Source organism: Exiguobacterium sp. s91 (assembly GCF_018618915.1).
GTDB classification, from domain to species: domain Bacteria; phylum Bacillota; class Bacilli; order Exiguobacteriales; family Exiguobacteriaceae; genus Exiguobacterium_A; species Exiguobacterium_A abrahamii.
On record NZ_JACSMZ010000001.1, the window covers coordinates 112,949 to 127,223 of the forward strand.

A 14,275-nucleotide genomic window follows, 5' to 3' on the forward strand; every position below is an offset into this window, starting at 1 on the left:
TTTGCGCAATCATTCATTTTATGAAATCATAGTAGAGTTGAAGAAACTATGAAGAAGAGGTGCAACGAAAGTGACATCTATTGGTATGAGTGCGTTAGTTAGTATGCTGGTCTATATCGTAGCGATTTTACTCGCTTGGTGGTCCTTGTTACCAGTCAAATGGGAGAAAATCCTGCAACATCCTAAAGGACCGCATGCGGTAGCCTTACGAACGATTCTTGCGATTGCACTCGGATCCATCGTAGCGCGCTTTTTACTGGATTATGCCGGTTTTGCACAACGTCTTCAGTTTTTAATCGGGTGAACTTGTAACTGCATTGTAAACCCTGAAATGGTAATTTGTTTTACCATGGAACAGGACACTGCTCTTTCAATGAAGGAACACAGTCATTTAGCAATCATCTAACATTACAATCGAAACGTCGTATTGGCTTTGTAGTAAGAGATCAACTATAGGGAAGTTTCTTTTCTAACATTCGTTGAATTCCAACTATGATCCTCACCAATCACGAATTGAACATACTAGAACAGAAACGAAGCAGAGGAGTAGGGAGAATGGAAAAAATCGTTGTCCGTGGCGGACGTAAATTAGCTGGAACAGTCAAAGTAGAAGGTGCAAAGAACGCGGTCTTAAAAACACTTGTCGCGACATTGCTTGCATCAGAGGGACAATCAGTTCTTCAAAACGTACCACGTCTAGCAGACGTCTATACAATCAATAACGTCTTACGCAACTTGAACGCGGAAGTCGAATTCGACGCAGAAGCGAACACGGTGACGGTCAATGCAGAGCCGAATCTCAAAGATGAGGCACCACTCGAGTACGTGCGTAAAATGCGAGCTTCGATTCTCGTCATGGGTCCATTACTTGCACGCCTCGGGCGCGCACGTGTCGCAATGCCAGGTGGATGTGCAATTGGATCACGTCCGATCGATCTTCACTTGAAAGGATTCGAAGCGATGGGCGCAAAAACAATCATCGGAAACGGATTCGTTGAAGCACATGTCGACGGTCGCCTCCAAGGTGCAAAAATCTACCTCGACTTCCCATCTGTCGGTGCGACAGAAAACATCATGATGGCTGCGACACTCGCAGAAGGAACGACAGTCATCGAGAACGTCGCAAAAGAACCAGAAATCGTTGACCTTGCGAACTTCTTGAACGCAATGGGCGCAAAAGTCCGCGGTGCAGGTACAGAAACGATCCGCATCGAAGGCGTCGAGAAATTACACGGTGCAACACACTACGTCATTCCTGACCGAATCGAAGCAGGTACGTTCATGATCGCAGCAGCAATCACAGAAGGTGACGTCGAAGTCATCGGTGCTGAGCGCGAACACCTTCGTCCACTCATCTCGAAGATGGAAGAGATGGGCGTTAAGATCACGGATACAGAAGAAGGGCTCCGCGTCGTCGGTCCAGCGAAACTCGAAGCAGTTGACGTCAAGACGATGCCACACCCAGGCTTCCCGACAGATGTTCAAGCACAAATGATGGCACTCGTCCTCAAAGCAGGCGGCACATCAGTCATCACGGAAACGGTCTTCGAAAACCGCTTCATGCACGTTGAAGAATTCCGCCGCATGAACGCTGACATCAAGATCGAAGGTCGTTCATCGATCATCAACGGTGGCGTACAATTGCAAGGTGCAGAAGTTCTTTCAACGGATCTTCGTTCAGGTGCAGCACTCGTCACAGCAGGATTGATTGCTGAAGGCGAAACACGTGTTGGTGCACTTCACCATATCGACCGTGGATACGTCGACTTCCACTTGAAGTTACAAGCACTTGGTGCAGACGTAGAGCGTGTGACAGAAGAAGCGGTAGTCGTTGAAGAAACAGCTGCTACAAAACTTTAAGCAATTATATAAGAGCATCATCCCGCAAAATGGGATGGTGCTCTTTTTTGTTGTCTTTTAAAAATGACGACAATGAAATCCGAAAAGGGGAAAAAGAAAGTCGTTTCATGAAGGGGCATATGCTAGAATTGAAAGGTATGTATACATAAATGGGTTAGACGTCCAAACGACGTTCTATATTTTGGAAGAATAGCCAGTGGGTAAAGGAGAGCACACGAGATGTTTTCAAGAGATATCGGAATCGACTTAGGGACGGCGAATGTCGTCATTCATGTCAAAGGGAGAGGCATCGTCCTCGATGAGCCATCGGTCGTCGCGATCGACAAGGCAACAGGTAAGATTCATGCGGTAGGTACGGAAGCACACTTGATGGTAGGGCGGACACCGGGGAATATCGTGGCCATTCGACCACTTCAAGACGGTGTCATTGCCGATTTTGAAATGACGGAAGCAATGCTTCGCCATTTCATCGATAAGATTGAAGTCCGTAAGATGTTCGGTGGAGTCCGGATGTTAATCTGTACACCAGCAAGCATCACGACGGTTGAGGCGAAGGCAATTCGTCAAGCCGGTGAAAAGTCAGGTGCAAAGACGGTCTTCCTCGAAGTCGAGCCGAAGGTCGCAGCAGTTGGTGCCGGTATGGACATTTGGATGCCAGCAGGGCACATGGTCATTGATATCGGTGGCGGAACGACGGATGTTGCCGTACTTTCAATGGGTGATATCGTATGCGGAGAGACGATCAAGGTCGCAGGAGATCGTTTCGACCACGACATCATCCGTTCGATCAAGGATACACATAAGCTCATCATCGGGGAACGGACGGCACAAGCGGTCAAGACAACGGTTGCCACTGTATCAGAAGACGGACGTCGCGAGCAGATGGATATTCGCGGACGGAATCTCGTGACGGGTTTACCACACAACATCACGGTGACATCGGAAGAGATGCACGATGCGCTGGCGGAAGCAGCGATGGAGATCGTCGAGGCAACGAAGCGTGTGCTCGAGAAGACACCACCGGAGCTTGCAGCAGATATCATCGACCGTGGCATCATCTTGACAGGTGGGGGCGCGTTGCTGGACGGAATTGATCAACTGCTTGCAAAAGAACTTGGTCTACCGGTTCTGATCGCAGAAGATCCGATGTTATGTGTCGCACGCGGTACAGGAATCATGCTCGACAATCTTGGGAAGTAAGAGCGTGTAAGCGTAAAGGATATGATCTCTCGTAAAAGTTCATTCCTATAACGACCGTCTTGTCCTTCTCGCTTTCCACAGGCGGGAGGTAAGCCGCGACAGCGCGCATTTCATGCGAGTTGTCGGGTCTTACCTATCCCTGACGAAAGTGCTGCTTGCACTTTCTTTTCCTGCAGGAGTCGAGAATGGACAAGTTCGTTCGATATGAATCAAACCAATAGGGAGTCCGGTTTCCGAAGTACGTATCGGAAACTGGACTCCCTTTGTTTTAAACATAATGCAATGCCATGGTACTAAATGATCATGTGCCTCCTTGTGCTTCATCCGACTCCTACAGGGAAAAGCGCGATTTTGCGCTGTCAGAGACAAACAAGACCCGGCTTCACTGTTATACGAACAGTGAAGACTGGCTTGTGTCTCGCCTGAGGAAAGCGGATGAAAAGCAAAGGGGGCAGACAGATGAAGATAGTTCACTGCGTACTACGCATGAACGCTTGGTACGCTTCAAAATCATGATAGACGATCGCACTTGGCGGTAGTGAACTGGCCATCGTTTGATTGACGAGCTGATTCAGCTGCGTCCGCGTCTTGCCATAGAACGTGATGTCCGGTGTCTCGGGAAGTTCAGTGAACTCGATCGCATACGATAAAGTGTGATTGTTGCTTGCGGCATAGAGCGCGTCCGTCATCGTGATCGCACCAAGTCCATTCCCACCACCATAGACGGTCCGGTAACTCATCAACGTGACTTCGTCGGCGAGCTCCATTGCCCACTCGCTGAGAGGGCGACCGTTCGCATCCTGTACGGTATGGAACCAGAACGGGAGAAACAGTTGAAGCGGTAGTCCTTCAGCGGACGCTTTCTCGCGGAAGGCGAGTAAGATCCGCTCATAGGAGGCGATGACACGTGGTTGGTCCGTTTCCCATTCCGGTAAGGCATACGGTTCGAGATCAACGCTGATGCCATCCGGGTGACTGATCGTTTCCTGTTGATAGGTCGAGATCCAGGCGAGTGGATCTTCAACGTTTGGTCGAGCTGTCGTTCCTTCGTTTGTGATCCAGCGTGGCTGTCCGAATAGGAAGTACACTTCAATGCCGACAGCGTGCGCTTTTTCAACGAATGTTCGGTAGAGAGTACGGTCACCCTCGACAGCGACATGCAGATAGACACGTTTCATCTGTCTGTTTGCCAGCTGATTGATCTTCGTTGAAATGGATTTGGCCTCTGGGATGGACCAGATGACCGTGTGACGAGTGACGGAAACGGCAGCTGAACTCTTGAGTGGTAGTCCGAATTGAAGCAACGACAGACAGACTACGCCAATCAAAAAGCGTTTCATTTCAATTTCACTCCTTCGTGTGGATTACCTTACTATCGGTCGTTGAGCAGTCGCTTATATGCATCAAAGGTCCTGTTCTACACTTTGACAGTTCAAATCCTAGACATTTCATAATGTGAAGTGTATATTAAAAGTTGTTGCATTGAAATGAATTGTCAAATAAAAGGAAGTGATGCCACAATGCCATTGTGGAAAAGAAATTTAGTAGTCGTCTGGTTCGGTAGTTTTTTGACCGCTGCAGCCCTCAGTCTCGTGTTACCGTTTTTGCCTTTATTCATTGAAGAACTCGGTGTCGACAGCCGACAAGATATTACGACCTGGTCCGGTATCGCCTTTGGCGCAACCTTCCTCATTGCTGCGATCGTCTCACCAATCTGGGGTCGTCTCGCCGATCGAAAAGGACGGAAGCTGATGTTGCTTCGTGCAAGTCTTGGTATGTCGATCGTCATGTTCTTGATTAGTTTTGTTCAAGACGTCTACCAACTCGTCTTTTTACGTCTTGTCATGGGAGCCGTATCCGGATTCATCTCAGCCGGTATCACACTCGTTGCTTCCCAAACCCCAAAAGAGAAAAGTGGCTGGGCGCTCGGCACCCTTTCGACCGGTGGGATTGCCGGTGGATTGCTAGGACCTCTCATTGGAGGATTCCTTGCCGACGTTGTTGGGCTTCGACCCGTTTTTCTCTTTACGAGCGTGCCGCTCTTCATCACGTTCCTCGTTACTTATTTCTTTGTCAAAGAAGAATTTGTACCACTGAAAGTCAAAAAGATGGCGTCTGCTAAAGAAGTCATTCAATCACTCCGTCATCCGGAATTGATTTTAAGTCTCTTTTTAACGACGTTCCTGATTCAGTTCGCAGCGCAATCCATCAGTCCGATCCTGTCGCTCTACGTCCGGGAACTCAGTCCGGGTACGGAACGACTCGCTTTGCTATCCGGGATTGTGGCCTCTGCACCCGGGATTGCTGCTTTGATCGCGGCGCAACGGCTCGGTCGGCTGTCTGATAAGATTGGGGCAGAGCGTGTCCTGTTCTTTGCCTTACTCGTCTTTGCGGCGTTCTTGATTCCGCAGGCGTTCGTTACGGATACTAGCCAGTTGATCGTCTTGCGGATGGGAATCGGATTTGCAACGGCTGCTTTGCTACCGTCAGTGCAAACCTTGCTTCGTAAGAACACACCAGCGAATTCGTCGGGTCGTATTTTCGGTTACAACCAGTCGGCACAATTCATGGGGAACTTCCTCGGACCACTCGCTGGTGGACAGATCGCCGGTCATTTCGGCTTTGAAGCCTTGTTCCTCTTCACCGGCTTGATCGTCATCACGAATGCCGTACTCGAACGGACGCAGACCGCCGTCTTGAAAAAGAATCCGAATAACTAATGAAAGCTTCCATCCCCGTTTGATTAAAGGGATGGAAGCTTTTTTTCATACAGTCGATTGTTCGAAGAAGTCGTCGACGCGAGAATGATGGGAGTGATTCAACTGTTCTTGGACGATAAGAGACAAGGCGCGGACTTGGAAGTCAGCGACATAGTAGAAGAGACCGTTATCGAGTTCCGAAATCGACGTCGGTTCAATAAAGATGTCGGGATGTGTCAGGTGGTGCAGTTGCAGGGAGAGTTCCAGTTTATGCTTCACCGGCAATCGAATCGAGGAATAGAAAGAAATCGTTCGATTCGTACAGCGATTGATCAAGATTGGAGACGATCCGACTTGGATCGGCTGCCCATTCAGCTTCGAAATCGTCACCTTCGCATGCAGACTAAGAATTGGCTCCTTCGGTGGAGCGGTTCCCGTATCTTTTGGATAGAGCGTGCCGTTCTCAAGTAGTTGCTTAAATGTCTTGATATCGACGGGTTTACTGAAAAGATAGCCTTGGATCATGTCACATTCTAAGTCCCGATAGAGGTTCAGTTGTTGCATGTTTTCGATACCCTCCGCAACGACGGTCAAACCGAATTCCTTCGCCATGTAGATGACACTTTTAATGACAGAGAGACTCTTTGGATCGTGTTCGGCATGGATCGCGAACGATCGATCAATCTTCAGGCAATGCACCGGATAACGCTGGACATAAGAAATCGATGAATAAGCCGTTCCGAAATCATCGAGTGATAGTTTGACACCGAGATCAACGAGACGGTCGAGTGTCTCGAGGACTTGTCCGCCTTCGAGCAGTACATCGGACTCAAGTAGTTCAATCTCTAACAGATGTCCAGGAACACCGTGTTTTTTTAAGTGTCGTTCGACGATACTCGCAAAATCACCGTAGAACAATCGTTTCGGTGATAAGTTGATCGATAGCGGAATGACATGTTCCGGTTGTTCATCGAGTAAATCGCGGATTAATTGGCACGCTTGATCGAGTACCCAGTCACCGATGTGGATGTAAAGATCACTTTCTTCTGACAGAGATAAGAAATCCTTTGGCGCCAGTCGTCCCCACTCCGGATGTTCCCAACGGATTAACGCTTCTGCACCAACGATACGTCCACTCCAACTATCGACTTTCGGTTGGTACTCAAGGAAGAGTTGATTTTTTTTGATGACATGGCGTAAATCGCGTTCGAGTTGATAGCGACGGTACATCGTGATGTCGAGTTTCGATGAATAGAACTGGAAGTTACTCTTAGAGATCGACTTGGCACGGCGGAGTGCCGTGTATGTCTGTTTAATCAACTCTTCTGCCGTATGGTCGTGATGGACGGAATAGGTAATGCCGATGAAGACCTTCGAAAACAGTTCATAAGACAAGACGTCGAACCGATGATGGGTCAGCTCGAGCAATTGATTAGCAAGTCCGATTGCCCGTGTTTCGTCAATCTTACCTTTTAAGATGATAAGGAATTTATCCCCGAATAGATGACCAATAAATACTTCTTTTTTGATAAGCTTTTTCACGGCTGCACTCGTCTGACGGATCCATTCTTCCCCGATTTCGTGACCGAATCGCTCAGCGAGACGGCTGTGTTGATTAAACGTGACCGTTAATAAAGTGAAAGGGGAACGGTGCTTCAATAATTCCCGAACCTGTTCTAACGTAAAGGCATGATTGGGTAAATCGGTGATCGGGTCATGCATCGACAAGTGCCAAATCTCATGCTGTTGTTCCTTTAGACGCGTGATATCGGTCGAGACACCATAGTGACCGAGAACTTCACCATGTGCATCGATGATCGGGATACACGTCTCTTCGACCCAGAATTGGCGGTCGGGATAGTTTAAACGATAGACGAGTCGAACGACTTCCCCTTGACGAATTTTCGGATATGCCTCTTTCATGAGAATGAGATCTTCTGATGAGACGAGTTTCGTCCACAGTTGATGATCCTGTTCGATTCGCCGGAGATAGTCGGTATACGGTTCAAGGAATCCGGCAGCATGAAACATCACGGTATTGTCTTTATAACGATGCTCGTAAGCGGTCGTATGCAGCGACGTGAAGAACTTTTTAAGGGAGGCAATCGCAAGATCCCGTTCTTGCTCGAGCTGGATGAGCGGTGTCGCATCCTTAAGAATGAAGAGGAGTGAACTCGGAATCGTATCCGTCTGAACGACACCTTCACAGTGGACGATCTTTTGGAATTGACCTCTGCGCCCCATCCGTAACTGCATCGAGAAGATTGGAATTTGCCCCATATGCAGTGCGAGACTTTGTTCGCGGAAAATCGTTCGATCTTCTGGATGGAGCTCTTCAAGAAAGTCATAGGTATCCATCTTCGCTAAGTGATTCTTAGAAAGTTGTAATAGTGTAGCGAGAGAGGGAGATGCGACGATTTCTTTCGACGTTGGGAAGTATTCAACGAAACTGACCCCTTCGATCGCGTTCGTCAATCGATCTTTCATCAATAAGCGCTGGTAATCGGTTCGGAGTTCCTGTTGCTGTGATACATCACGGGCAATCCCATAAAGACCGATGATGACACGTTGGTCGTAAATCGGGATGTTCGTGACGTTCAACGTCAACCAGTGTCCGTCTTTATGACGAACTGTCGTCGTGAAGTGGACGGTTTCGCCCGAATAGACGCGTTTCTTGAACTGTTTGACTTCCTCTACATCATTGGGCTTTAAAAACGTTTCGAAATGGAGTTGCTTAAGACTATCCCGGTCATAACCGAGCATAAGCGGAAATTTATTGTTGAAGGAAATGAAGTGACCTTTTGTATCCATCGTATAGACGGCATCCGGATGATTTTCCAAAAAATAAGTGACGTCGGACAGTGTGTATAAATCCAAAGACCCAGGCACAGTTCGTTCAGTGGCACGTTTTTTAAAGAAGCTCATAGGTTTCACCTCGAGGATCATGTTTTTGTTGTTTATAGCATAACAATATTTGTCAATTTTGAATATGTAATCTATTTAAAAAAAGGCAAACGTGATTATAATAGGTCTTTTGATTCATCTCTTCCGAACATTACCTTTTTGTTCAAAAAAGCTCATAATTGATGAAGAAGCGACCGATATACTGAGAGGAAAGAATTGAACATGAAGTCAATGAGGAGATGAACGCATGCTACGAGGAATGTATACGGCGTCGAATGCGATGCAGGCATTACAACGCCAACAGGAAATGCTCAGTAATAACTTGGCGAATGCGCGGACGCCGGGCTTCCGCGCTGATCAAGCGTCACTCCGGACGTTTCCGGAGATGCTGATTCAGCAGACAGCAAACAATGAACGGACAGGTGTGCGGGGAGTCGCGACGGTCGGAAAGCTTGCGACCGGTGTCTTTATGCAGGCAGCGACACCAAACTTCACGCAAGGTTCAATCACGGAGACGGGCAATGCGACGGACTTGCAAATCAGTTCGCTTGAAGGGGCACCGCTCTTTACGATTCGCCATCAGGATCCGTTGACGGGAGAGGAAGAGACACTTTACACGACGAACGGACAGTTCGCCGTCGGACAAGACGGGTTACTCCGGACGACGGAGAATGATCTTGTCCTCGATACGAACGGTCAACCACTCGACGTCGTCAATGAAGATTTCCTCGTTGACGCGAACGGTGCCGTCACGGACGGAAACGGTCAGGCAATCGGTAACCTCGGTCTCGTCGTAACCGATCAACCAGAGACGCTTGAGCGGACAGGCAACGGCTTGTTCCGATCAGCTAATCCGTTAAACGCTGGAAACGTCCGGGTCGATCAAGGTGTACTCGAACTTGGGAACGTCGAGGTCGAACAGACGATGGCGGAGATGAATGCCGGTCTACGCCAGTTCGAAGCCAATCAAAAAGTCATTCAAGCGTACGACCGGACAGCGGAGAAGGCTGTTTCCGAAATCGGACGCGTTCGCTAATAGGAGGATACGATGCAATCAATCTATACATCCGCAAGTACGATGGGACAGTTGCAAAAACAGCTCGACACGACTGGTCAAAACCTGGCTAACGTCGATACGAACGGCTATAAACGTCGGGATGCCCAGTTCAATGAACTGCTCGTCCGTAACATCAACAACCAAGCGACAGGTTTTACGCCAGGTCCGTTGACGACACCAGAAGGACTTCGACTCGGTGTCGGAGGTTACGTCGCAAACGAAGCGACGCGCTTTGGCGTCGGAACGTTCCGGACGACAGACCGAAAACTCGACGCAGCACTTGGGAATCCACACCATTTCTTCGGTGTCATCGATACGGATGGCGTAACGAAGTTCACGCGTGACGGAAACTTCCAGTTGTCACCGCAAGCAAACGGACAAGTCCTGCTGACAGATGATGCCGGACGTTCTGTCATCAACCAGGCGAATGATCCGATCGTTTTGCCGGCGAACGCGACAGAGATTGAACTGAACAAGGACGGCAACATCACGGGGATCATAAACGGGGATCGGCGTGTCCTCGCTCGAGTGGGTGTTGCGGACATCCCGAACTACGGTGAATTGACGGAAGTCGGCGGTGGTTTGTTCACGGCGACCGGACAATATCAGAATGCAGCGGGCAATCCGTTGACGGTCGGTCGGCTTGAGACATCAAACGTCGATATGGCGCTTGAGATGACGAACTTGACGCAGCTGCAGCGGGCGTATCAGTTCAACTCGAAAGCGTTGATGACAAGTGATCAGATGATGGGGATCGTCACGTCTCTTAAATAATCTCATAGCAAAAGGGTGATACTTCTCATATTGAGAGGCATCACCCTTTTCATTATTTTTCTTGTAACGCGAGATAAATTGCTGCCATGTCCGCATCGCCATAAGTCTGTTTTGCTTCAGCATAGCTAGCGTCCGTCGCCTGTGCGAGTGGCAGCTTGATTTGTTGGCGTTTTGCTTCAGCCGTGATCAGCCCTAAATCCTTTGCCATCAGACGGAGCGGGAATGCAGACGGGAAGTCATTCTTCCGGTACATGTCGCGTTTGCCGGTGAATAGCGGGGTGTTCATCCCGGAAGCACTAATCATCTGAATTAGCTTCTCTTTCTCGAGCCCCGCACCTTCTCCAAGCAACAATGTCTCCGCGACCCCTTGCCCGACGACAGCAAGCAATAAATTAATGGCGAGCTTCGCTGCACTGCCTGAGCCATGTGATCCGAAATGAATCGTTTCTTTGCCGAGTAGGTCAAGATAGGGCTGACAAGCCGTGACGACGTCTGCGTCACCGCCAGCAAGCAAGACGAGCTGTCCGCTTTCTGCAACGGGAACGGAGCCCGAGACAGGCGATTCGAGATAGATGCCATCACGCTCTTCGACGAGCCGTGCCATCTTCTTTGTCTCTTCCGGTGAGATCGTACTTAAATTAACGATCATTTTACCGCTAAGAGCGGATGTGATGTCTTCGATGACGGATGCGACAGCTGGTCCGTCCGCGAGCATGACGAAGATGATATCGCTTTGACGCACGACGTCCTGTGCTTCTTTGACAGCTGTTGCTCCTCGTTCAGTCAGCGGAGCTGTCTTTTCATACGTCCGGTTGTAGACGGTCAAGCCATGCCCACCGTCAAGTAGACGTGTTGCCATCGGTACCCCCATATGTCCTAACCCAATCCATCCAAGGTGCATGTCGATTCCTCCTTATCATCATACGCTTTTGACTATACCCCGCGCCTAACCGAATCTAACGACAAAAAAGACCGTCCACATGATGTGAACGGTCAGGTGATTAATCTTCATATGTGAGAATCGTCGAGATGACAGCGATCGGGAAGCGAATCGTAAAGGTCGATCCGACACCGACGACGGATTCGACATCGATCGTTCCGTTATGGTGTTTGACGATTTCCTTACAGATCGAGAGACCAAGACCAGTTCCACCGATTTTTCGCGTCTCGGAGTTATCGACACGGTAGAACTTATCAAACAATTTCGGAAGGGCGTCTTGCGGAATTCCGATACCCTCATCTTGGATCCGGATTTGAGCGAAACCAAGTTCATTTGTAATCCGTATCAAGACCGTACCACCGCTCGGGGAGTACTTGACGGCATTACTGAGTAGATTGTTCAGCAACTGCTTCATCTTTTCCGCATCACCGTCGATCATGATCGGTCCACGGGCTTCGAAATCAATCTGGTGCGTCTCGTGCGAGACATCATAGAACTCAATCAAGTCTTGGGCGAGTTCGACGACATCGAACGTCGTCATCTCATAACGATGTTCACTCGACTCCATGCGCTGGACGTCGAGGAAGTCATTGACGAGCGTTGTCAGGCGACCGGTCTCGGAGTGAATCGTCTGCAGATACTTCCGTTGCCGTTCTTCCTCGAACCGTTTGTTGAGCATCAGCTCCGTGAAGCCATAGATCGAAGAGAGTGGTGTCCGCAATTCATGCGAGACGGTCGAGACGAACTCCTCCTTCATTCGCTCGGCTTCCGTTTCTTTCGTCACATCACGGAGGACAAGCATCGTACCGACCCATGTGCCGTCGACTTCGATCTTCTCAGCGTAAATCTGGATATAGGTACTGTGCTTGCGGATCGAGACGATCAAGCTATCTTTCGGTAAATCGAGTTCAACGATCTGTTCGATGTACCGTTCGAATGCTGCGGGTTCATCAATGATGTCAGCTAATGACTGCATCGCTTGCTCGAACGCAGAACGTTCTTCGTCTTCGAACGATGTCGGAACTTCCGGGAACAACGTCATCAACGGTTCGTTGACGAGTAACTCATCTGTCTCATGTTCGATGTAGACGACAGCTTCGCGAATCGAGTTCAATAGTTGCGTCGTCTTGTTTTTCTCACGGATCATTTCTTCATAGATCCCCATCCGGAGGAGAGAGAGTGACAGTTGATGCGAGAATGACAGGATGTCATTCATCTGTTCCGTCGTGAAGGCATCACGATAACGAACGAGATAGATGCAGGCGATCATGTGCTCTTTTGACGGATCCATGACCGGCACCGCGACCTCATACATATAGTACGGGTACGGTAGCGGGCTCTCGTGTGCGACTTGTTTCGATGAATGAACAGGACGCTTCAAGAGACGTGCCCGGTGCAAGAGTGACTGATCGTCAGAGACAAGACGACCGACCATCTCTTCTGTCATCCCGTAATCGATCGTTGAGCGGACTTCTTGTTGATCAAGGAACAACAGGGCACCGATTTCAGAATGCGTGATGGAGACGAGCTTTTCGATGATTTCCGGATAAGCCGTCAACGTCTCACGAGAAGCGAGCGTCTCCGTCAATTCATTGCGATACTTCAAGTGTTGTTCACTGCGAAGCGTGATATCAAGTGCTTCTTCGAGTTCCTCCTGTTGCGCTTGCAATTCTTCTTGTTGGGCGACGAGTTCTTCTTGTTGTGCTTGAAGTTCTTCGTTCTTCGCCAGCATATGGACCTTGTTATCAGCAATCGATGCCGCCATCTGATTGAACGATGTCGTCAGTGTATGCAGCTCGTCCTTCCGTTTAGGCAACGGGATCGCTTGAATGTCTTCTCCCGTCGCAAGTAAGGCGCTGTCGCGAGATAATGTGTTGACCTGCTTCGTAACGCGGCTGATGAACGGGCGTACGAGCGAGAAGAGGACAAGAATCAAGACGACGAGATTCGAGAGCCAGATGAACTGGGCAACACGCATTTCGCCTAGAAGATCGTTCTTCGCATCGACTTCTTTCCCTTGGATCAACGTCAGATAATCAGCAAGTAACGTATCAATCCGTGTCATGTCGACATCAGCGTCGGACAAACTGACCGATCCGCGTAACGTACCGTTTTCAGTGAACAGGTCTTTCCCATTGGAAAGAGCAGCGAGCGTGTCAGGATTTACAAAATCTTCGTTAATCTTTCCGTCTTTTTTTCCTTCGACGTATTCGTTGAGGAGCGGAAGCGACGTTCCGAAATAATCGTCATACATTTGACGTGTCGCGGTTGCGTATTCTTGACCTTGCTCATATACCGCATATTTCTCAAACCATGTCGTCAAACGGTTGATCTCCTGTTGGTTTGTCTTGACGGCATCAAGTGTTTCCTGTGAGCCGGTCAATAAGTAAGATTTCACGTTACTTTGCGCGACGGTCCACTCGCTTGCGAGCGAATTCGCATTCGTCCGCCGTTCACGTAAATCATCGAATGTCGCATTCGCCTGATCAATCTTTTGTTCCGTATAGAAGTAAACGATTCCGGACGTGATGCTGAGAGCGACGAACACCATATAGAAGGCGAACATCAATTGGCGACCGATGGTATGGTTGATCCATTTCACTGGGTTTTCCTCCGTATTCTATTTTACATGTATAAAAAAGGTTTCTTAAATATCGAATATATTCATCTTACGCAGAAACATACACACCATCAAATTTGAATCTGCAAAAAATCACTAAAACAAATATATCATATATTTCTTAGTACATAACGAACTATATATTTTCTAAGAATAAGGATTAAGAAGTATCGTTTTAAGGAAAACTATAGAGGATATTGAACTTCATTTTTTAAGTAGGG

General features: G+C 48.7%; 10 protein-coding genes. 6 read left to right on the forward strand and 4 right to left on the reverse strand.

Translation table 11 applies throughout. The features are described 5' to 3' along the window. Window positions 1-70 precede the first annotated feature (70 nt). From KNQ06_RS00625 to mreB, 3 genes are all read left to right on the forward strand, one after another. Window positions 71-304: a DUF1146 domain-containing protein gene (locus KNQ06_RS00625; RefSeq protein ID WP_215147020.1), complete on the forward strand. Its 234-nt coding sequence runs from the start codon at window positions 71-73 to the stop codon at window positions 302-304. A 251-nt stretch (window positions 305-555) separates the two neighbouring features. After that, complete coding sequence (gene murA / locus KNQ06_RS00630; protein WP_058704128.1) at window positions 556-1,860, forward strand: UDP-N-acetylglucosamine 1-carboxyvinyltransferase; 1,305 nt, start codon at window positions 556-558, stop codon at window positions 1,858-1,860. Window positions 1,861-2,079: 219 nt separating this feature from the next. Beyond that, window positions 2,080-3,060 (forward strand): rod shape-determining protein MreB, encoded by a 981-nt coding sequence (gene mreB, locus KNQ06_RS00635; RefSeq protein ID WP_050676945.1) that lies wholly within the window; start codon window positions 2,080-2,082, stop codon window positions 3,058-3,060. A 470-nt stretch (window positions 3,061-3,530) separates the two neighbouring features. On the opposite strand, the gene KNQ06_RS00640 is transcribed toward mreB, so the two are convergent. Beyond that, complete coding sequence (locus tag KNQ06_RS00640; RefSeq protein WP_064299246.1) at window positions 3,531-4,400, reverse strand: glycoside hydrolase family 18 protein; 870 nt, start codon at window positions 4,398-4,400, stop codon at window positions 3,531-3,533. Between the two features lie 180 nt (window positions 4,401-4,580). On the opposite strand from KNQ06_RS00640, the gene KNQ06_RS00645 reads away from it, so the two are divergent. Next, on the forward strand, window positions 4,581-5,780 hold the full coding sequence (locus tag KNQ06_RS00645) for a multidrug efflux MFS transporter (protein WP_064299247.1): 1,200 nt from the start codon (window positions 4,581-4,583) through the stop codon (window positions 5,778-5,780). A 45-nt stretch (window positions 5,781-5,825) separates the two neighbouring features. Here the strand turns inward: KNQ06_RS00645 and KNQ06_RS00650 are convergent, their stop codons facing one another. Then, on the reverse strand, window positions 5,826-8,684 hold the full coding sequence (locus KNQ06_RS00650; protein ID WP_215147022.1) for a sensor domain-containing protein: 2,859 nt from the start codon (window positions 8,682-8,684) through the stop codon (window positions 5,826-5,828). A 226-nt stretch (window positions 8,685-8,910) separates the two neighbouring features. Here KNQ06_RS00650 and KNQ06_RS00655 point away from each other — a divergent pair, with 226 nt between their 5' ends. Together KNQ06_RS00655 and KNQ06_RS00660 are read left to right on the forward strand one after the other, a co-directional pair. After that, on the forward strand, window positions 8,911-9,699 hold the full coding sequence (locus KNQ06_RS00655; RefSeq protein WP_064299249.1) for a flagellar hook-basal body protein: 789 nt from the start codon (window positions 8,911-8,913) through the stop codon (window positions 9,697-9,699). 12 nt (window positions 9,700-9,711) lie between these two features. Continuing rightward, window positions 9,712-10,494 carry a flagellar hook-basal body protein gene (locus KNQ06_RS00660; protein WP_058704123.1) on the forward strand — a complete coding sequence of 261 codons (783 nt, stop codon included), beginning with the start codon at window positions 9,712-9,714 and terminating at the stop codon, window positions 10,492-10,494. 52 nt (window positions 10,495-10,546) lie between these two features. Here the strand turns inward: KNQ06_RS00660 and KNQ06_RS00665 are convergent, their stop codons facing one another. Both KNQ06_RS00665 and KNQ06_RS00670 read right to left on the reverse strand, forming a co-directional pair. Then, window positions 10,547-11,395 carry an NAD(P)-dependent oxidoreductase gene (locus KNQ06_RS00665; RefSeq protein ID WP_215147024.1) on the reverse strand — a complete coding sequence of 283 codons (849 nt, stop codon included), beginning with the start codon at window positions 11,393-11,395 and terminating at the stop codon, window positions 10,547-10,549. A 100-nt stretch (window positions 11,396-11,495) separates the two neighbouring features. Then, window positions 11,496-14,036: a HAMP domain-containing sensor histidine kinase gene (locus KNQ06_RS00670; protein WP_215147026.1), complete on the reverse strand. Its 2,541-nt coding sequence runs from the start codon at window positions 14,034-14,036 to the stop codon at window positions 11,496-11,498. Window positions 14,037-14,275 lie beyond the last annotated feature (239 nt).